Origin of the sequence: Acidovorax sp. 1608163 (assembly GCF_003669015.1) — a bacterium.
Taxonomy (GTDB): Bacteria; Pseudomonadota; Gammaproteobacteria; order Burkholderiales; family Burkholderiaceae_C; genus Acidovorax.
Map to the genome: position 1 here is coordinate 2,390,648 of NZ_CP033069.1, position 18,210 is coordinate 2,408,857.

18 protein-coding genes, 2 tRNA genes and 1 pseudogene are annotated in these 18,210 nt (G+C 61.0%); 4 read left to right on the plus strand and 17 right to left on the minus strand.

Going from position 1 to position 18,210, the window contains the following annotated elements; translation table 11 throughout:
- Positions 1-62: 62 nt before the first annotated feature.
- The 3 genes from folD to EAG14_RS10685 all read left to right on the plus strand — a co-directional run bounded on the left by folD (position 63) and on the right by EAG14_RS10685 (position 3,751).
- Positions 63-914, plus strand: a complete 852-nt coding sequence (folD, locus tag EAG14_RS10675; RefSeq protein ID WP_099655424.1) for a bifunctional methylenetetrahydrofolate dehydrogenase/methenyltetrahydrofolate cyclohydrolase FolD — start codon at positions 63-65, stop codon at positions 912-914.
- 72 nt (positions 915-986) lie between these two features.
- Positions 987-3,050, plus strand: coding sequence for a M3 family metallopeptidase (locus EAG14_RS10680; RefSeq protein ID WP_121728841.1), 2,064 nt, complete (start codon positions 987-989; stop codon positions 3,048-3,050).
- 47 nt (positions 3,051-3,097) lie between these two features.
- Entirely contained in the window at positions 3,098-3,751 is a 654-nt protein-coding gene (locus tag EAG14_RS10685; protein WP_121728842.1) for a glutaredoxin family protein, read from the plus strand.
- A 63-nt stretch (positions 3,752-3,814) separates the two neighbouring features.
- On the opposite strand, the gene rpiA is transcribed toward EAG14_RS10685, so the two are convergent.
- On the minus strand, positions 3,815-4,504 hold the full coding sequence (gene rpiA / locus EAG14_RS10690) for a ribose-5-phosphate isomerase RpiA (RefSeq protein ID WP_121728843.1): 690 nt from the start codon (positions 4,502-4,504) through the stop codon (positions 3,815-3,817).
- Between the two features lie 37 nt (positions 4,505-4,541).
- Here rpiA and EAG14_RS10695 point away from each other — a divergent pair, with 37 nt between their 5' ends.
- Entirely contained in the window at positions 4,542-5,633 is a 1,092-nt protein-coding gene (locus EAG14_RS10695) for a quinone-dependent dihydroorotate dehydrogenase (protein ID WP_121728844.1), read from the plus strand.
- Between the two features lie 73 nt (positions 5,634-5,706).
- On the opposite strand, the gene EAG14_RS10700 is transcribed toward EAG14_RS10695, so the two are convergent.
- The 16 genes and pseudogenes from EAG14_RS10700 to uvrB form a co-directional block, all read right to left on the minus strand.
- Positions 5,707-6,039 (minus strand): hypothetical protein, encoded by a 333-nt coding sequence (locus tag EAG14_RS10700; RefSeq protein ID WP_121728845.1) that lies wholly within the window; start codon positions 6,037-6,039, stop codon positions 5,707-5,709.
- Positions 6,036-6,431, minus strand: coding sequence for a phage holin family protein (locus EAG14_RS10705; RefSeq protein WP_121728846.1), 396 nt, complete (start codon positions 6,429-6,431; stop codon positions 6,036-6,038). Before EAG14_RS10705 ends, EAG14_RS10700 begins: the two co-directional genes overlap by 4 nt.
- Positions 6,432-6,470: 39 nt before the next feature.
- Positions 6,471-6,773 carry a DUF883 family protein gene (locus tag EAG14_RS10710; RefSeq protein WP_099655417.1) on the minus strand — a complete coding sequence of 101 codons (303 nt, stop codon included), beginning with the start codon at positions 6,771-6,773 and terminating at the stop codon, positions 6,471-6,473.
- A gap of 142 nt (positions 6,774-6,915) precedes the next feature.
- A complete protein-coding gene (locus tag EAG14_RS10715) occupies positions 6,916-8,040 on the minus strand; it encodes an NAD(P)/FAD-dependent oxidoreductase (protein WP_121730415.1) in 1,125 nt (374 codons plus the stop codon).
- A 35-nt stretch (positions 8,041-8,075) separates the two neighbouring features.
- Entirely contained in the window at positions 8,076-9,119 is a 1,044-nt protein-coding gene (locus tag EAG14_RS10720) for a histone deacetylase family protein (protein ID WP_121730416.1), read from the minus strand.
- A 191-nt stretch (positions 9,120-9,310) separates the two neighbouring features.
- Positions 9,311-9,385 (minus strand) — tRNA-Val (locus EAG14_RS10725).
- Positions 9,386-9,426: 41 nt separating this feature from the next.
- A tRNA-Val gene (locus EAG14_RS10730) sits at positions 9,427-9,501 on the minus strand.
- Between the two features lie 31 nt (positions 9,502-9,532).
- Positions 9,533-10,249 (minus strand): DNA polymerase III subunit epsilon, encoded by a 717-nt coding sequence (gene dnaQ / locus EAG14_RS10735; protein ID WP_099741117.1) that lies wholly within the window; start codon positions 10,247-10,249, stop codon positions 9,533-9,535.
- Positions 10,249-10,587, minus strand: coding sequence for an ISC system 2Fe-2S type ferredoxin (fdx, locus tag EAG14_RS10740; RefSeq protein ID WP_099655414.1), 339 nt, complete (start codon positions 10,585-10,587; stop codon positions 10,249-10,251). The genes dnaQ and fdx overlap by 1 nt, the downstream gene beginning before the upstream one ends.
- A gap of 46 nt (positions 10,588-10,633) precedes the next feature.
- A complete protein-coding gene (gene hscA, locus EAG14_RS10745; RefSeq protein ID WP_121728847.1) occupies positions 10,634-12,505 on the minus strand; it encodes a Fe-S protein assembly chaperone HscA in 1,872 nt (623 codons plus the stop codon).
- Between the two features lie 68 nt (positions 12,506-12,573).
- Positions 12,574-13,092, minus strand: coding sequence for a Fe-S protein assembly co-chaperone HscB (gene hscB / locus EAG14_RS10750; RefSeq protein WP_121728848.1), 519 nt, complete (start codon positions 13,090-13,092; stop codon positions 12,574-12,576).
- Between the two features lie 103 nt (positions 13,093-13,195).
- Positions 13,196-13,519 (minus strand): iron-sulfur cluster assembly protein IscA, encoded by a 324-nt coding sequence (gene iscA / locus EAG14_RS10755; RefSeq protein WP_099655411.1) that lies wholly within the window; start codon positions 13,517-13,519, stop codon positions 13,196-13,198.
- Positions 13,520-13,523: 4 nt separating this feature from the next.
- Positions 13,524-13,918: pseudogene (gene iscU / locus EAG14_RS10760) on the minus strand (Fe-S cluster assembly scaffold IscU).
- Positions 13,919-13,945: 27 nt separating this feature from the next.
- Positions 13,946-15,166 carry an IscS subfamily cysteine desulfurase gene (locus EAG14_RS10765; protein WP_121728849.1) on the minus strand — a complete coding sequence of 407 codons (1,221 nt, stop codon included), beginning with the start codon at positions 15,164-15,166 and terminating at the stop codon, positions 13,946-13,948.
- A gap of 112 nt (positions 15,167-15,278) precedes the next feature.
- On the minus strand, positions 15,279-15,815 hold the full coding sequence (gene iscR / locus EAG14_RS10770) for a Fe-S cluster assembly transcriptional regulator IscR (RefSeq protein ID WP_099655408.1): 537 nt from the start codon (positions 15,813-15,815) through the stop codon (positions 15,279-15,281).
- Positions 15,816-16,060: 245 nt separating this feature from the next.
- Positions 16,061-18,151 (minus strand): excinuclease ABC subunit UvrB, encoded by a 2,091-nt coding sequence (gene uvrB, locus EAG14_RS10775; RefSeq protein ID WP_121728850.1) that lies wholly within the window; start codon positions 18,149-18,151, stop codon positions 16,061-16,063.
- Between the last annotated feature and the right edge of the window lie 59 nt (positions 18,152-18,210).

Consider the following 18,210-nt stretch of genomic DNA (forward strand, 5'->3'; position numbering starts at 1 on the left):
TTTTCATAGCTGCTAGCGCTTATCTAACTTGCGCTAGCGGCTGTTTTTATTTGAAGATCAGAATGACTGCTCAACCCATCGACGGCAACGCACTTTCCCGCCAACTGCGCACCGAAGTCGCCGAACGTGCTGCGGCCCTGAAAGCGCGCGGCGTTACCCCCGGCCTGGCCGTAGTGCTGGTGGGCGATAACCCTGCCAGCCAGGTGTATGTGCGCAACAAGGTCAAGGCCTGCGAAGACAGCGGCCTGCATTCGGTGCTGGAAAAGTACGACGCCAGCATGAGCGAGGCCGAGCTGCTGGCCCGCGTGGAGGCCCTGAACAACGACCCCAGCATCCACGGCATCCTGGTGCAGTTGCCCCTGCCAGCCCATATCGACGCCCAAAAAGTGATCGAAGCCATCTCGCCCGCCAAGGACGTGGACGGCTTTCACATCGCCAGCGCCGGGGCACTGATGACCGGCATGCCCGGTTTTTGGCCCTGCACACCCTATGGCTGCATGAAAATGCTGGAGAGCATTGGCTACGACCTCAAGGGTAAGCACGCTGTGGTCATTGGCCGCAGCAACATCGTGGGCAAACCCATGGCGCTGATGCTGCTGCAAAAGGACGCCACGGTCACCGTTTGCCATTCGCGCACCGCTGACTTGAAAGCACTCACCCTGCAGGCCGATGTGATCGTGGCCGCCGTGGGCAAGCGCAACGTGCTCACGGCAGACATGGTCAAACCCGGCGCCGTGGTGCTGGATGTGGGCATGAACCGCAACGACGAAGGCAAGCTCTGCGGCGACGTGGACTTTGAAGGCGTCAAGGCCGTGGCCAGCCACATCACCCCCGTGCCAGGCGGCGTGGGCCCCATGACCATCACCATGCTGCTGGTCAACACCCTGGAGGCCGCTGAACGCGCCGCCGGGTAAACCTTCGGTAAAAAGCCGCTTGCGGCCGCTTGGCAACTTGAACCTGCGCACTGCGCCGTTATCTACATCCGCATGAGCAACGCCCTCCTCGACTTCTCCACCCTGCCCGCGTTCGATCGCATCCAACCCGCCGACGTAGCCCCCGCTGTCGACGCCCTGCTGGAGCGCGCCAACGCCGCACTAGATACGGTGACCGCCGCAGACTTTCCAGCCCGCTGGGATGCAATTGCCAAGGTGCTGGACGTGGCCACGGAACAACTGGGCATTGCGTGGGGGGCCGTCAGCCACCTCAACAGCGTGGCCGATACCGCCGAGCTGCGCGCCGCCTACAACGCCGCCCTGCCCCAGGTCACAGAGTTCTGGACCCGTCTGGGTGCCGATGAGCGCCTGTATGCAAAGTACAAGGCCATTGACCCAAGCACCCTGAATGCCGAGCAACGCCAGGCGCACCAGAATGCGGTTCGCAACTTTGTGCTCAGCGGTGCTGAGCTGGTTGGGGCGGCCAAGGAACGGTTTGCCAAGATTCAGGAGCGCCAGGCGGAGCTGAGCCAGAAGTTCAGCGAAAACGCCCTGGATGCCACTGATGCGTTTGCCTACTACGCTACCGAGCCCGAGCTGCAAGGCGTGCCCGCGGATGTGCAGCAAGCCGCCCTGGCGGCTGCCCAGGCCGAGGGCAAAGAGGGCTACAAGCTCACTCTCAAGATGCCTTGCTACCTGCCGGTGATGCAGTTTGCCGCGCAGGCTGCGCTGCGCGAAAAGATGTACCGCGCTTACGTGACCCGGGCATCTGACCAAGCCGAGGGGGATGCGCGCAAGTTTGACAACACCGCGCTGATGGGCGAGATCCTCGCCTTGCGCAAGGAAGAAGCCCAGTTGCTGGGCTATGCCAACTTTGGCGAAGTCTCCGTGGTGCCCAAGATGGCCAAGTCGCCCGCCGAAGTAACGCACTTTTTGCGCGACTTGGCCCAACGTGCCCGCCCTTACGCAGAGAAAGACGTGGCCGATCTGCGCGAGTTTGCCCGCACCGAGCTGGGTCTGGCGTCCCCCCAGGCGTGGGACTGGCCCTATGTGGCCGAAAAGCTCAAAGAGGCGCGCTATGCGTTCAGCGAGCAGGAAGTCAAACAGTACTTCACCGCGCCCAAGGTCCTGGCAGGCCTGTTCAAAATCATCGAAACCCTGTTTGAAGTGGCCATTCGGCGCGACAGCGCCCCAGTCTGGCACCCCTCGGTCGAGTTCTATCGCATTGAACGCACACACCCGGAGGGAGCCCACATGGGCACGCAACTGGTCGGCCAGTTCTATCTGGACCAGCCCGCCCGCACCGGCAAGCGTGGCGGCGCCTGGATGGACGATGTGCGCACCCGCTGGCTGCGCCCGGACACGGGCGCGGTGCAAACGCCGGTGGCCCATCTAGTGTGCAACTTTGCAGACAGCGTGGACGGCAAGCCCGCACTGCTCACGCACGACGATGTCATCACCCTCTTCCACGAGTTCGGTCACGGCCTTCACCACATGCTCACCCAGGTGAATGAGCGTGATGTGTCCGGCATTGGCGGTGTGGAGTGGGATGCGGTGGAGTTGCCCAGCCAGTTCATGGAGAACTTCTGCTGGGAATGGGACGTGCTCAAGCACATGACCGCCCATGTGGACACGGGCGAGTCGCTGCCACGTGCATTGTTTGACAAGATGATTGCGGCCAAGAACTTCCAGAGCGGTATGCAAACGCTGCGGCAAATCGAATTTGCCTTGTTTGACATGCTGCTCCACACCGAGCACGACCCAGCCAACGACGTGATGCCCCTGCTGACGCAGGTCCGCAATGAAGTGGCTGTGCTGCAGCCCCCGGAATTCAGCCGCACTGCGCACACCTTCAGCCATATTTTTGCGGGCGGCTACGCAGCGGGTTACTACAGCTACAAATGGGCAGAAGTGCTCAGTGCCGACGCTTACGCTGCTTTCGAGGAAACCATGGGGGCCGATGGCCTGCCCAGCATCGAAACCGGACGCAAGTACCGCAAGGCCATCCTGGAGGCTGGGGGCAGCCGCCCTGCCATGGAGTCGTTCAAGGCCTTCCGTGGCCGCGAGCCGCAGCTTGATGCGTTGCTGCGACACCAGGGTATGGCCCAGGCCTCGTAGCCTCTATGATGCGCCGTTGTCCCAAGTACCCCACGAGGAAATTCACCATGCAGCTCAAAGCCCTGACCTTGCCATTGATGTTGGCGCTGCTTGCCGTCGGTGCACAGGCCCAGACGGTGTACCGTATTGTTGGCCCAGATGGCAAAGTCACGTTTTCTGACAAGGCCCCAGAGACGCCATCTAAGAACAGTCCGGCAGTTGTCACCACTACAGGCGGAGGTGACAGTGCTGGCGCTGGCCTGCCTTACGAGCTGGGCAAAGTGGCCGCACGGTTTCCTGTGACGATTTTCACTGGACAGAATTGCCCCCCCTGCGACAGTGGAAGGCGCTTGCTGGTGTCCCGTGGTGTTCCGTTTACCGAGCGCACTATCAACACCAACGAAGACCTGCAAGCCCTGACCAATCTGGGCAGCGACTCCAGCCTGCCTTTCGCCAAAATCGGAGGCCAAAACCTTTCGGGCTTCTCGGAGTCGGAGTGGACGCAGTACCTGGATGCGGCGGGGTATCCCAAAACATCGCAGCTCCCTACCAACTATCGGCGTCCAGCGGCAACGCCTTTGACCCAACCCGCCAAGGCCGCGCCAGCCGCCTCGGCATCAGATGCCGCCACCGCCGAAACTGGGCGCCGCGTACGGCCTCCCGCTCCACCGGCAGACCCCAATGCCCCCAACCCCAACAACCCGGCAGGCTTGAAGTTCTGAGCACCTGCTTGCGGTCTTCCTATCAAAAAGGCGCATTCAAGGAATGCGCCTTTTTTGTTTGCCTCAATAAACCAGCGTTTTCACACCCTGCGCTGTACCCAGCAAGCACACCGCCGCCTTCTGGTGTGCAAACACGCCCACGGTTACCACACCGGGCCACTGGTTCACTTCTGACTCGAACTTCAGCGGCTCGGCAATCGACAGGCCCGTCACGTCCAGAATGTGCTGGCCGTTGTCGGTCACCAGCGGCTTGCCGTCTTTTTGGCGGACGGTAGCCACACCGCCCATGGCCGCAAAACGGCGAGCGATGTGCTGGGTCGCCATGGGGATCACCTCCACTGGCAGCGGGAACTTGCCCAGGACTTCGACACGCTTGGTTTCATCTGCAATGCAGACGAAACGCTGGGCCAGGGCCGCAACGATTTTTTCGCGGGTCAGTGCCGCGCCGCCGCCCTTGACCATGTGGCCCTGGCCATCAATCTCGTCAGCGCCATCGATGTAGACCGACAGGGAGTCCACTTCATTGGCATCCAGCACAGGTATGCCCAGCGCCAGCAGGCGTTCGGTGCTGGCCACAGAGCTGGACACTGCGCCTTTGATGTCGCCCTTGATGCTGGCCAGCGCATCGATGAACTTGTTGACCGTGGAGCCTGTGCCCACGCCCACGATATCGCCGGGCACCACATAGTGCAAAGCGGCCTGGCCCACCAGGGCTTTGAGTTCGTCTTGGGTCAGTGAGGAAGGTGTCGTCATGAGAGAAAATCGGAGGTAATCCTTCAATTATCGTCCCATGTCCCTCATTCCCTACGCTCTCACCCGCCCCTTTCTGTTCGGCATGGACCCCGAGGCCGCACACGACCTCACCATGAACCTTCTGGCCAAGGGGCAGCGCACCCCACTGCAGTGGGCTTGGTGTCAAAGCCGGGTGGAAGACCCCGTGGAGCTGGCTGGACTGCGGTTCCCTAACCGGGTGGGGATGGCTGCGGGCCTGGACAAAAATGCCCGCTGCATTGATGCCCTGGGCGCCATGGGATTCGGTTTTGTCGAGGTAGGCACCGTGACGCCCAAAGGCCAGCCGGGCAACCCCAAACCGCGCATGTTTCGCTTGCCGCAAGCCAAGGCCCTGATCAATCGCCTGGGCTTCAACAATGAAGGGCTGGACGCCTTTGTGCGCAATGTGCAGCAAGCGCAATTTCGCCAGGCTCGTGGTGTCACCCCCATGCTGCTGGGCTTGAACATTGGCAAGAACGCTGCAACACCGATCGAAAATGCCACCAGCGATTACCTGACGTGCCTGGATGGCGTCTATCCGCATGCGGACTATGTGACGGTGAATATCAGCTCGCCCAACACACAAAACCTGCGCGCACTGCAAAGCGATGAAGCCCTGGACAACTTGCTGGCGGCCATCGCTGAACGCCGCGAGTGGCTGGCTTCACAAGATGCTCCTTCGGGCAGTGCAACGGCTGCGGGCAAGCGGCGCGTTCCTATCTTCGTAAAAATTGCCCCAGACCTGGACGAAGCCCAGGTGGCTGTGATTGCTGCCACCTTGAAGCGACATGGCATGGACGGTGTCATCGCCACCAACACCACCATCGCCCGCGATGCGGTCCAAGGGCTGGCCCATGCCACTGAGACCGGTGGGCTCAGCGGCTCACCGGTATTGCAGGCCAGCAACCGGGTCATCCGGCAACTGCGGGCTGAGCTGGGCGCCCAGTTTCCCATCATCGGTGTGGGCGGCATCATGAGCGCCAGCGATGCCGTGAGCAAGATCGAGGCTGGCGCCGATGTGGTGCAAATCTACACAGGGCTGATCTACGAAGGGCCAGGCTTGGTGTCCGCTGCAGCGGCAGCGATCAAAGCGGCGGCCGTGCATCGCTGATGCATGTGAGCTGAAACAAAAAAGGCCGGGGGTCAAAAAACCACCGGCCCTGAGGCAGCCTAGCCATGTGCCACTAACGCCGCAATCGCACAATCCAAGGCAAGGCGACGCCCATCCAGCGAATGAGACGCCGCGGCCCCAAGGCCATCGCCGCCGCAGCAACGGCCGCCACGGCGGCAGGGTGCTGCTTGGCAAAAGCCACCCCTTGCAGAATCAGTGAGTCGCCCGCGCCTGGGTTACCGGCATCCAGCGTTTGCTGTTGGGCCAGAAAACGTGCGGCTCGGCGCTCCCGAATGCGTTCGCGTTGCGCGGAGATGCGCAGCAGCACCTTTTGCTGCTCCAAGGTGGGGACGATGACAGGTACAGCTGTGCGCACCGATTGTCCGTGGCGGCCATCTGGGCTCATAGCTGCTCCTTGATATCGCGCCAGTCCTGGGCCAGCTCTTGCCGCGTCAGGGCAAAACCATTGCCCGCCCGCCGCGCCGCGCGCAGCAGCCCAACCAGAGCCAATACCCACAGCACCAGCCAAACAGCGCTGACCAGCCAGCCTGCCAGGCCCCGGTGCGGCGTATCCCAAAAATGCACGACCACGGCAATGGAGAGCACCACCATGCTCACCACCGTGAGCCCGGTGACAGCCACCGCCAAAATCAGCAGTTGCAGCAGGCTGCGCTTTTGGTCCTGCCATTCCAGGCGCGCCAAATCCAGGCGATCCTCCGCAGCGATGGCCCCTTCAATGGCGACCACGCGAACGCGCGCCAGCAGGTGGTCCAGTCCGAGCAGGGAGATCCAGTTCATGCGTGGCCTTGCTGCGCGCCAGTGGGTGGGTGCACAGCCTTAGCGGCGTGCAAGCAAAAAGCCCACCAACGCGCCTACAGCCAGGGCCGCACCGGCAACACGCCAGGGCTCATCGTGGGCATAGCGGTCGGCAGCCAGGGCTGCGTCCTTGGCTTGGCGGGCCGCATCTTGCGCGGCACGGATGGCCGATTCGCGGGCCGAATGGATTCCATCGTCCAGGCGCTGGCGCAGCAGCTTGATCTCTGGCACCGCATCCAGGTCCTTGTTGGCCAGCAGGCCGCGCAGGTCAGACACCAATTTTTCCAGTTCACCTTGGGTGGAGGAAGTTTCAGAGGCACTCATACAAACCCTTTCAAAAACAAGTCAAACCAAAAAGGATGAAACCATGGGGTGGCTGCTGGTGCATCTTAGCGTTGCCATGCAGCGGCGGGCTGTAGGACACTGACGCATAGGGTTACAACGTCTGCGCTGGCTCAGTGGGGCGCTACAAATTGGCAGTGGGCTGCACCAACATTTGCGCCACATGTTCGCCAATGGCCAGAGCGCTGGTCAAGCCGGGGGATTCAATGCCAAACAGATTGACCAAGCCTGGGGTGCCGTGGGTGGCTTGCCCTTGGATGCAGAAGTCGGCTGCAGGATCATGCGGGCCGCTGATTTTGGGGCGCATGCCTGCGTAGCCAGGAGCCAACGCACCATCGGGCAAGGCCGGCCAGTACTTGCGCACCTCCGCATAAAAAGCGTCGCCACGGCGTGGATCGACCAGCAGATCTTCAGCAGAGTCCACCCATTGCACATCGGGCCCAAACTTGGCCTGCCCGCCCAAGTCCAGCGTCAGGTGCACGCCCAGTCCGGCGGCTTCGGGCGCCGGGTAAATCAAATGCTTGAAAGGGGCTTTGCCTGCCAACGTGAAATAGCTGCCTTTGGCAAAGCGCGCCACAGGAATGTGGGCAGGGTCCAACCCTTCAAAGGCGTGTGCCAGTTGGGGCGCATGAAGCCCTGCGGCATTGATCAAATACTGTGCGTGGAGCTGGGTGCCATCGGATGCTATCAATTCAATAGCTTCTTGCGCAATGCGTGCGTGCGCCAGAGGCGAATTGAGCACTACAAGACCGCCTGCGTTTTCAAGATCACCTTGCAGGGCCAGCATGAGCCCGTGGCTGTCAATGATGCCGGTGCTGGGGGAATACAAGGCCGCAATGCACTCCAGTGCGGGCTCCATCGCTCGGGCTTGGTCGCGGTCAAGCCAGTGCAGGTCCGTGACGCCGTTGGCCTGTGCCCGTTCGTAAATGCTTTGCAGACCCGCGCGTTGCTCCTCTGCCGTGGCTACCAGCAACTTGCCGCAGCGATGGTGGCCTATGCCCCGTTCACTGGCATAGGCGTAGAGCATGTTGCGCCCCTCCACACACAGGCGGGCCTTGAGTGAGCCTGGAGGGTAGTACAGGCCTGCGTGTATGACTTCGCTGTTGCGAGAGCTGGTGCTGGTGCCGGTGCCAATGGCATCGGCCGCCTCCAGCACCATCACTTCCATTCCCCGCAACGCCAGCGCCCGGGCCACCGCCAAGCCCACGACACCAGCACCCACCACAACGCATTGCACTTGATCCGTCATTCCTTGCTCCTGCGTCTTTTTCATCCGCGCCCAACTTACGACCTAACGGCTTCAAAGCCGCGAATCACCTGCACCGCATTGGCCCCCAGTTCTGAAGCGGCATAACCCCCCTCAAGCACCAGCGCCGTGGGCAAGTGCAGGGCTGCCAGCCGTTGCCCCATGGTGAAAAAGTCATCGGTGGTCAAGGCGAAATGCGAGATGGGGTCACCCACAAAGGTGTCCAGGCCGAGGGACACCACCAGGGCATCAGCGCCATACTGCGCGATGCGCGAGCTTGCAGCCTCCAGCGCGGCAAACCAGGCGGCCACCGATGAACCTGCGGGCAATGGAAGATTGAGGTTGAAGCCCGCGCCATCGCCCTCGCCCTGCTCATCGGCATGGCCCAGGTAAAAGGGGTACTCGGTGAGCGGATCACCGTGGATGCTGATGAACAGCACGTCCGAGCGGCCATAAAAAATGCTCTGCGTGCCATTGCCGTGGTGATAGTCCACGTCCAGCACCACCACCCGTTTAGCCCCCTGGTCCAACAAGGTTTGGGCTGCTACCGCTGCGTTGTTCAAAAAGCAGTATCCCCCCATGAAATCAGGGCCCGCGTGGTGACCCGGGGGGCGGGTGCAGCAAAACGCCGCGGATGCCCCTTGCGCCACCCGCATGGCAGCACTGGCGGCTGCATCCGCGCCAGCCTTGGCGGCGTCCCAGGTGCCTGCGGCCATGGGGGTGCCGTTGTCCATGGAGTACAGCCCCAGTTTGGCGATGAAGTTGACTGGCTCCACATCACTGCGAAGGGTGCGCACAGGCCACACCGACGGGAACGGCTGGGTTTGCGCATTCTCTGGCGCCAATTGCACCCACTGCTGCCAGGCCGTCTGCAAAAAAGCCAGGTAGCGGGCATCGTGCACTTTGTGGAGCACGCTGGCAGAGTCTGTATCGGGCGCCAACAGGGTGTATCCGCACTGCTGCAGCGCCTGCTCCACAAATTCGGCCCGCAAAGGCTTTTCAAAACAATCGACCCGCGCGCCCCTGAAGAACTCGTGCTGTGGTGCGTGCAAGTGGTGCAATGGGTTGTGGAAGCTGATCATGGCAATGCAGGTGGATTCTGAGGAGCGGCCCAACAGACCGATCTTTTCACGATGGAACGGATGCGGGCCGGACTGATGTAGGCGGGCAGTTGGGAGCCATTGTGCCCTCAGAGAATGAGGCCATGCGCGAGGAGCGAAGCACGACGCCAAAGAAAAAAGCGCCTTGCATTGCTGCAAGGCGCTTTCAAATTTGGTGGGTGATACATGGATCGAACATGTGACCCCTGCCGTGTGAAGGCAGTGCTCTACCGCTGAGCTAATCACCCAAAGTGACACCCTGAAATTTGGGCATCGTCATAACAGCAAATGGTGGGTGATACATGGATCGAACATGTGACCCCTGCCGTGTGAAGGCAGTGCTCTACCGCTGAGCTAATCACCCCTTTGCGTCAAGCCTTAGATTATGGCACAAATTAAACAGCGGCCTGCAATTTTCGCCAAATTGTTTTACCGCCGCTCGATTTGTCGATCTGCACCATCACCTCTTCGTGCGTGCCCAGCTCTTGCTCATTGGCAGCCACAACCTGCAGTGCAAAGCGGCTCAAATCTATCGAAGGGACCACGACACCGTCTGTGTTCTCCTGCGGCTCGTCCGCCATCAGCAAGGCGTCTTGACCACGGGTCAGGTTGATGTAGACATCCGCCAGCAACTCCGCATCCAGCAAAGCCCCGTGCAGCGTACGGCCTGAGTTGTCCACTTCCAGGCGGTCACACAAAGCGTCCAGAGAATTGCGCTTGCCCGGGAACATTTCCTTGGCCATCGCCAAGGTGTCGGTCACGCTTTCTACATAGGTTTTGAACGGTGGGCGCCCTGTGAGCTCCAACTCTTTATTCAAGAAGCCAACGTCAAACGCCGCGTTGTGGATGATGATCTCAGCCCCCTGGAGGTACTCCAGGATCTGGGGCGCCATGTCCGCAAACTTGGGCTTGTCTTTGAGGAACTCGTTGGTGATGCCGTGGACCTTCAGGGCATCTTCATGGCTGTCGCGCCCTGGGTTGAAGTACAGATGCAGGTTGTTGCCCGTGAGCTTGCGATTGAGCAGCTCTACGCAACCCAGCTCAATGATGCGATCCCCACCTTCGGCCGAGAGGCCGGTGGTCTCCGTGTCCAGAACGATCTGACGGGTCATCAGTGGTTTTCCTTGGCGTGGTTGATCGTGTATTTTGGAATCTCAATGACCAAGTCCTTTTGGGCGAGGATGGCCTGGCACGACAGGCGCGATTGAGGCTCCAGGCCCCAGGCGCGGTCCAGCAGGTCTTCCTCCTCCTCCTCCGCCTCGTTCAAAGAAGCCAGCCCCTCGCGCACGATCACATGGCAAGTGGTGCAGGCGCAGCTCATGTCGCAAGCGTGCTCGATGTTGATGTGATGTTCCAGCAGGGCTTCACACACCGACGTGCCTGCAGGGGCTGTGATTTCCGCGCCAGCGGGGCAATATTCGGGGTGGGGGAGGATTTTGATGACGGGCATGGCGTCCTGGATTTTGTATCTTGGAAACGGGTAGAAGGGCTTGAATTCAGAGAGACTGGACGTTCTTGCCTGCCAGCGCCTGCTGAATGCCACGGTTCATGCGCTGGGCGGCAAAGGCCTCTGTGCCCTTGGCAAGTGCCTGAGTGGCAGCTTCGATGGTGGCTGCCTCATCGGAGCCGCGCTGCTGGCGCAGGGCTTCCATCAGCGCATCAATCGCACTGCGCTCGGTGGCGCTCAGCACGTCGCCATCGGCATCCAGCGCGCTTTGGGTGGCCAACAGCATCCGGTCGGCATCGACACGGGCTTCGACCACTGCGCGAGCCCGCATGTCTTGCGCAGCGGTGGCAAAGCCGTCTTGCAGCATCTGGGCAATCTGGTCGTCCGACAAGCCATAGGACGGCTTCACATCAATGCGCGCCTCTACCCCACTGCCCTGCTCTTTGGCACTGACTGACAACAGACCATCTGCATCCACCGTGAAGGTCACGCGGATACGGGCGGCGCCTGCGGCCATGGCGGGAATGCCGCGCAATTCAAAGCGGGCCAGGCTGCGGCAGTCCGCCACCAGGTCACGCTCACCTTGCACCACATGGATCGCCAGCGCCGTCTGACCATCCTTGTAGGTGGTGAAGTCCTGCGCTTTGGCCGTGGGTATGGTCTCATTGCGCGCGACGATGCGCTCCACCAAACCTCCCATGGTTTCGATGCCCAAAGACAGGGGGATCACGTCCAGCAGCAGCAGATCGCCTGCGGTGTCGTTGCCTGCCAGTTGATTGGCCTGAATGGCGGCTCCGAGCGCGACCACTTCATCGGGGTTGAGGTTGGTGAGGGGGGCACGCCCAAAAAAGTCTGCCACCGCTTGCTGCACCTGCGGCATGCGGGTCGAACCACCGACCATGACCACGCCTTGCACTTCGTCCTTGGCGAGTTGGGCGTCGCGCAGGGCGCGGCGTACTGCGGCCATAGAGCGGGCCGTCAGTGCGGATGTCGCTGCCTCGAAATCGGCACGTTTCACATCAAAAAGCACGCTACCACCCGCCAAATCAGCGGTAAATGCTACTTTTTCTGTAGCAGTCAACACCTCCTTGCAGGCGCGGGCTGCCATGCGAATGGCTGCTTTGTCGGCGGGTGTTTGCACAGTCGCGCCGGTTTGTTGCAGCACCCAGTCAGCCAAGGCCGCGTCGTAGTCGTCGCCGCCCAGAGCAGAATCGCCCCCCGTGGCAATGACCTCAAAAACGCCTTGGGTCAGGCGCAGAATGGAGATGTCAAAAGTGCCCCCGCCCAGGTCATAAACGGCATAGATCCCCTCGCTGGCATTGTCGAGCCCATAGGCAATGGCCGCCGCCGTGGGTTCGTTGATGAGCCGCAGCAAATGGATACCTGCGAGCTTGGCCGCATCCTTGGTCGCCTGGCGCTGTGCATCGTCAAAGTAGGCGGGCACGGTGATGACGGCGCCATAGAGATCGTCGTTGAAGGTGTCCTCCGCACGGTAGCGCAGCGTAGCCAAGATTTCAGCACTGACTTCCACAGGTGATTTCACCCCATCGGCCGTGGCCAGGCTCACCATGCCACCGGGCACGCCACCAGCAGGCTGGACGAACTCGTAGGGCAGTTGCCCGGCCTGCGCAACGTCGTGCAGCCCGCGCCCCATGAAGCGCTTGACCGACGCAATCGTGTTGCGTGCATCGCTGGCCTGTGCAGCCACGGCGTCGTAACCAATTTGGCGCCCGCCCTGCCCCAGGTAACGCACCACCGACGGCAGCAATACACGGCCTTGCGCATCGGGCAGGCATTCGGCAGCGCCGCTGCGCACCGCAGCCACCAGCGAGTGCGTGGTCCCCAGGTCAATGCCAACCGCGATGCGGCGCTGATGGGGATCGGGGGACTGTCCAGGCTCGGAAATCTGCAAAAGCGCCATGAGATTTTGGGGGTCTACGTGAAGAAACCTGGCGCACTGGCCGGGTGTTCATAAAAAAGAGGCAAACGCTATTGTCCCAGTTGCTCGCGGCGGCGCTCGATGTCGTCTGCAAATCGCGCAATGAACATGAGGGCTCTCACCTGTTGCGCAGCGCTGGCATAGTCTTGCTGCTGGTCTATCAGCACCTCGCACCGCGCCAGCCCCGCTTTGCAGGCCTGCATGACTTCATCGTCCAGGGCATCCATCGCCGCAGCCGTCTGGGCATCTTCCAGGGCTTCACGCCACTCCATTTGCTGCATCAAGAATGCTGCGGGCATGGCCGTGTTGTCTTCCGCCCGTATGGGCGTGCCACGCAATTCGCACAAGTAGGCAGCGCGGCGCAGTGGTTCTTTAAGGCGCTGATAGGCCTCATTGATGCGCACCGACCATTGCATGGCCACCCGCTGCGCAGCGGCGCCTTGGGCTGCGAACTTGTCTGGGTGGGCCTGACGCTGCAGTTCCTTCCAGCGCGCGTCCAGAGCGGGTCGGTCTTGTGCAAAGCGCTCCGCGATGCCAAAAAGTTCGAAGTCGTTGGACTGCAGGTTCATGCCATGCCTAGGTAGGAAGATCGGTACGCATCAAGAAAAAACCGCCAGCACAAAGCGCGGTGGCGGTTTCACACGGAGGGCCTTCGCAAGAAGGCTGCCTGGCTCAGACGCGGAAGCTTTCTCCGCAGCCGCACCGGTCGCGCTCGTTGGGGTTGTTGAACTTGAAGCCTTCGTTCAGGCCTTCGCGCACAAAATCCAACTCGGTTCCGTCGATGTACGCCAGGCTTTTGGGGTCGATCAAAACCTTGACGCCATGGTTCTCAAAGACGATGTCTTCTGGCTCGGTGTCGTCCACGTACTCCAGCTTGTAAGCCAAGCCGGAGCAGCCCGTCGTCTTGACGCCCAGGCGCACACCCACGCCCTTGCCACGGCGGGCAAGGTACCGGCTCACGTGTCGCGCTGCGGCTTCTGTCAGGGTGATAGCCATCGCGTCAGGCTGCGGCACCCGCATGCTTGGCCTTGTAGTCGTTCACTGCGGCCTTGATGGCGTCTTCCGCCAGGATGGAGCAGTGAATCTTGACCGGAGGCAGTGCCAGCTCTTCGGCAATCACGCTGTTTTTGAGAGCTGCCGCTTCGTCCAACGTCTTGCCCTTGACCCACTCGGTCACCAGTGACGACGAGGCAATGGCGGAGCCGCAGCCATAGGTTTTGAAGCGTGCGTCTTCGATCACGCCGGTCTGGGGTTCACCTTGATCTGCAGCTTCATCACGTCACCGCAGGCTGGAGCGCCCACCATGCCGGTGCCCACAGATTCATCACCCTTGTCGAAAGAGCCCACATTGCGGGGGTTTTCGTAATGGTCAACCACTTTGTCAGAATAAGCCATGGCAAGTCCTTTGGTCGGTTTGGGCGCTCAGTGCGCGGCCCATTGAATGGTGCTCAGATCCACGCCATCCTTGAACATCTCCCACAGGGGGCTGAGTTCACGCAGCCGGGCCACGTTCTCGCGGATGGTGGAAATCGCGTAGTCAATCTCTTCTTCGGTCGTGAAGCGGCCGATGGTCATGCGCAAGCTGCTGTGCGCCAATTCGTCGCTGCGGCCCAGGGCGCGCAACACATAGCTGGGCTCCAGGCTGGCGGATGTGCAAGCTGAGCCCGACGACACGGCCAAGCCTTTGATGCCCATGATGAGCGATTCGCCTTCGACGAAGTTGAAGCTCATGTTGAGGTTTTGCGGCACGCGGCGTTCCATGCTGCCGTTGATGAACACCTGCTCGATGTCCTTCAGGCCGTCCAGCAGGCGCTGCTGCAATGCGCGCGCCTTGGCATTGCCTTCGATCATTTCTTCCTTGGCAATGCGGAAGGCCTCGCCCATGCCCACGATCTGGTGCGTGGGCAAGGTGCCCGAACGCATGCCGCGCTCGTGACCGCCGCCATGCATCTGGGCTTCGAGGCGCACGCGGGGCTTGCGGCGCACGTACAAAGCGCCAATGCCTTTGGGGCCGTATGTTTTGTGGGCTGTCATGCTCATCAGGTCAACCGGCAGCGTGGCCATGTCGATCTCCACACGCCCTGTCGCCTGCGCAGCATCGACATGCAGCAGGATGCCTTTTTCGCGGCACAAAGTGCCGATGGCCGGAATATCCTGAATCACGCCGATTTCGTTGTTCACGAACAGGATGCTGATCAGAATAGTGTCTGGGCGGATAGCCGCTTTCAGCGCGTCCATGTTGACCAGGCCGTCTTCCTGCACATCCAGGTAAGTCACATCAAAGCCTTGGCGCTCCAGCTCACGCATGGTGTCGAGCACGGCTTTGTGTTCGGTCTTGAGCGTGATGAGGTGCTTGCCCTTGCCTTTGTAGAACTGGGCTGCGCCCTTGAGGGCCAGATTGATCGACTCTGTGGCGCCGCTGGTCCAGACGATCTCGCGGGGGTCGGCACCAATCAAGTCGGCCACCTGGACGCGTGCGTTTTCCACGGCCTCTTCCGCTTCCCAGCCCCAGGCATGGCTGCGGGAAGCCGGGTTGCCGAAATGCTCACGCAACCAGGGAATCATCGCATCCACTACGCGTGGGTCTACAGGGGTGGTCGCACCGTAGTCGAGATAAATAGGAAAGTGAGGAGTCATGTGGATCGCTGGCTCAGTTGGCGTTTCTGGCTGGCAGCAAAAAACGGTTGGCGTTGAGAAAACAGTGAAAAACGTTCAAGGCGCTGCCGGCCCCAAGGCCCTGTTCAGCGCAGCCCCTTCAGGACTTGGCGAAAACGTTGCCGAGTGCAAACACCGAGTTGGGGGCGTTCACACGGATGGGTTTGACCACGGGCGTGGTGGAAATAGCGCGGCGCACCACCGGCTTGTCTTCAATCTGCACGCCCTTGGCCAGTTGCTCATCAACCAGCTTTTGGAGGGTGACCGAATCCAAAAACTCCACCATGCGCTGGTTCAGCGATGCCCACAGCTCGTGTGTCATGCAGCGACCGGCTTCGCCCAGGCAGTTTTCTTTGCCGCCGCATTGGGTGGCATCAATGGGCTCATCCACCGAGACAATGATGTCGGCGACAGTGATTTCGCCCGCCTTGCGGGCCAGTGTGTATCCACCGCCAGGGCCACGGGTGGATTCCACCAATTCATGGCGACGCAGCTTGCCGAACAGCTGTTCAAGGTAAGACAGGGAAATTTGTTGGCGCTGGCTGATGGCTGCCAGTGTGACGGGGCCGTTGTTCTGGCGCAGGGCCAAGTCGATCATGGCGGTGACTGCAAACCGGCCTTTGGTGGTGAGACGCATGGAAAGCTCCTTGTGCTGAGGCTCGTTCGTTAAAGAAACTGCCTGCGCTGGCAAGTGGTCAGCACGGGCACCGTCTCCGCCCCTTACTCCGCACAGCTTTGCCTGCCACGGAGCCCTTCATCGTTGGGCTTTGTTCTTGAGTATTTTGTAAGAGTATACCACAAATCCCTATCGAATTGGTCGGATTAAGAAACCAATGGGTCACGAATTCGCCAGTCACGTATTGACCTGGACAAGACAGCGTTTCACAGCGCCACGGAGTCTCCGCCATGCGCCCCGAAAGCGCGGTCCTTCAGTTGGCTCAACTGGTCGCGCACGCGGGCTGCCTGCTCGAACTCCAGGTTCCGCGCGTGGTCCAGCATCAGCTTTTCCAGGCGCTTGATTTCCTTGGCGATGTCTTTCTCTGACATCTCTTCCACCTGGGCGCGCTGCATGGCTTCTTGCTCCAGCCGCTCGGCATCCTTGCCCGCTTTTTCACTGTAAACCCCGTCAATCAGGTCTCTTACCCTCTTGACAATGCTGCGCGGCGTAATGCCATGGGCTTCGTTGTGCGCAATTTGCTTGATGCGCCGTCGCTCCGTCTCCCCCATTGCCTTTTTCATCGACTCGGTGATGCGGTCGGCATACAGAATGGCCCGGCCATTCAGGTTCCGCGCCGCCCGGCCAATGGTCTGGATCAGGCTGCGCTCGGCCCGCAAGAAGCCTTCTTTGTCGGCATCCAGAATCGCCACGAGCGATACCTCTGGAATGTCCAACCCCTCGCGCAGCAGATTGATGCCCACCAGCACATCAAAGGCGCCCAGGCGCAAATCGCGGATGATTTCCACCCGCTCCACCGTGTCCACGTCGCTGTGCAGATAGCGCACCTTCACCCCGTTGTCGGTCAGGTAGTCGGTCAGCTGCTCGGCCATGCGCTTGGTCAGCGTCGTGATGAGCACGCGTTCGTGCTTCTCAACGCGGATGCGGATTTCTTGCAGCACATCGTCAACTTGGTGCGTGGCCGGGCGCACCTCCACGATAGGGTCGACCAAGCCCGTGGGGCGCACGACCTGGTCTACAACCTGGCCGGAGTGCGTCTTTTCATAGTCGGCCGGGGTGGCCGTCACAAAAATCGCCTGCCGCATGCGCTGCTCAAACTCCTCAAACTTGAGGGGCCGGTTGTCCATCGCTGAAGGCAGGCGAAACCCGTACTCGACCAGCGTGGTCTTGCGCGCCCGGTCGCCGTTGTACATGGCCGAGAGCTGCCCGATCATCTGGTGGCTCTCGTCCAGAAACATGAGCGAGTCTTTGGGCATGTAGTCGGTCAGCGTGCTCGGTGGATCGCCTGGCGCCGCGCCCGACAGGTGGCGCGTGTAGTTTTCAATGCCCTTGCAGTGCCCCACTTCGCTGAGCATCTCCAGATCAAACCGGGTGCGCTGCTCCAGGCGCTGGGCCTCCACCAGCTTGCCATCGGCCACCAGTTGCTGCAGGCGCTCGGCCAGCTCGATCTTGATGGTCTCCACCGCCGCCAGCACCTTGTCGCGCGGCGTCACGTAGTGGCTGCTGGGGTACACGGTAAAGCGCGGGATCTTTTGTTTGACTCGCCCCGTGAGCGGGTCGAACAGCTGCAGGCTCTCGATCTCGTCGTCAAACAACTCGATGCGGATGGCCAGCTCGGAATGTTCGGCCGGAAACACATCGATGGTGTCGCCCCGCACGCGGAACTTGCCGCGCGAAAAATCCGCCTCATTGCGCTGGTACTGCATGCGGATCAGCTGGGCGATCACATCGCGCTGGCCCAGCTTGTCACCGCTGCGCAGCGTCATCACCATGCGGTGGTAACTCTCTGGCTCACCAATACCGTAGATGGCGGACACCGTGGCCACGATGACCACATCCTTGCGCTCCATCAGGCTCTTGGTGCACGACAGGCGCATCTGCTCGATGTGTTCGTTGATGGCGCTGTCTTTTTCAATGAACAGATCGCGCTGCGGCACATAGGCCTCGGGCTGGTAGTAGTCGTAGTAGCTCACGAAGTACTCGACAGCGTTCTTGGGGAAGAACTCGCGAAACTCGCTGTACAACTGCGCCGCCAGCGTTTTGTTGGGCGCAAACACAATGGCGGGGCGGCCCATGCGGGCAATGACGTTGGCCATGGTGAAGGTCTTGCCCGAGCCCGTCACACCCAACAGCGTCTGAAACGCCTCCCCATCCCGCAGCCCCTCCACCAGCTTGGCGATGGCCTCAGGCTGGTCGCCCGCAGGCGGATACGGCTGAAACAGCTCAAAAGGCGAATCAGGAAAGCGAACGAACTCGCCCTCTTGCGCGGGCGGTATGGATTCAGTCAATTCCAGCATGGATGTCGTCAACGGTTGGTGTGGGCAGGCCGTTAAAATCGGCGGAACCCGGCACAGTA

Bases quoted from the DNA above. Each gene is read 5' to 3' on its own strand.
- folD (WP_099655424.1), top strand. From the start codon at position 63: ATGACTGCTCAACCCATCGACGGCAACGCACTTTCCCGCCAACTGCGC.
- EAG14_RS10680 (WP_121728841.1), top strand. From the start codon at position 987: ATGAGCAACGCCCTCCTCGACTTCTCCACCCTGCCCGCGTTCGATCGC.
- EAG14_RS10685 (WP_121728842.1), top strand. From the start codon at position 3,098: ATGCAGCTCAAAGCCCTGACCTTGCCATTGATGTTGGCGCTGCTTGCC.
- rpiA (WP_121728843.1), bottom strand. From the start codon at position 4,504: ATGACGACACCTTCCTCACTGACCCAAGACGAACTCAAAGCCCTGGTG.
- EAG14_RS10695 (WP_121728844.1), top strand. From the start codon at position 4,542: ATGTCCCTCATTCCCTACGCTCTCACCCGCCCCTTTCTGTTCGGCATG.
- EAG14_RS10700 (WP_121728845.1), bottom strand. From the start codon at position 6,039: ATGAGCCCAGATGGCCGCCACGGACAATCGGTGCGCACAGCTGTACCT.
- EAG14_RS10705 (WP_121728846.1), bottom strand. From the start codon at position 6,431: ATGAACTGGATCTCCCTGCTCGGACTGGACCACCTGCTGGCGCGCGTT.
- EAG14_RS10710 (WP_099655417.1), bottom strand. From the start codon at position 6,773: ATGAGTGCCTCTGAAACTTCCTCCACCCAAGGTGAACTGGAAAAATTG.
- EAG14_RS10715 (WP_121730415.1), bottom strand. From the start codon at position 8,040: ATGACGGATCAAGTGCAATGCGTTGTGGTGGGTGCTGGTGTCGTGGGC.
- EAG14_RS10720 (WP_121730416.1), bottom strand. From the start codon at position 9,119: ATGATCAGCTTCCACAACCCATTGCACCACTTGCACGCACCACAGCAC.
- dnaQ (WP_099741117.1), bottom strand. From the start codon at position 10,249: ATGACCCGTCAGATCGTTCTGGACACGGAGACCACCGGCCTCTCGGCC.
- fdx (WP_099655414.1), bottom strand. From the start codon at position 10,587: ATGCCCGTCATCAAAATCCTCCCCCACCCCGAATATTGCCCCGCTGGC.
- hscA (WP_121728847.1), bottom strand. From the start codon at position 12,505: ATGGCGCTTTTGCAGATTTCCGAGCCTGGACAGTCCCCCGATCCCCAT.
- hscB (WP_121728848.1), bottom strand. From the start codon at position 13,092: ATGAACCTGCAGTCCAACGACTTCGAACTTTTTGGCATCGCGGAGCGC.
- iscA (WP_099655411.1), bottom strand. From the start codon at position 13,519: ATGGCTATCACCCTGACAGAAGCCGCAGCGCGACACGTGAGCCGGTAC.
- iscR (WP_099655408.1), bottom strand. From the start codon at position 15,815: ATGCGTCTCACCACCAAAGGCCGGTTTGCAGTCACCGCCATGATCGAC.
- uvrB (WP_121728850.1), bottom strand. From the start codon at position 18,151: ATGCTGGAATTGACTGAATCCATACCGCCCGCGCAAGAGGGCGAGTTC.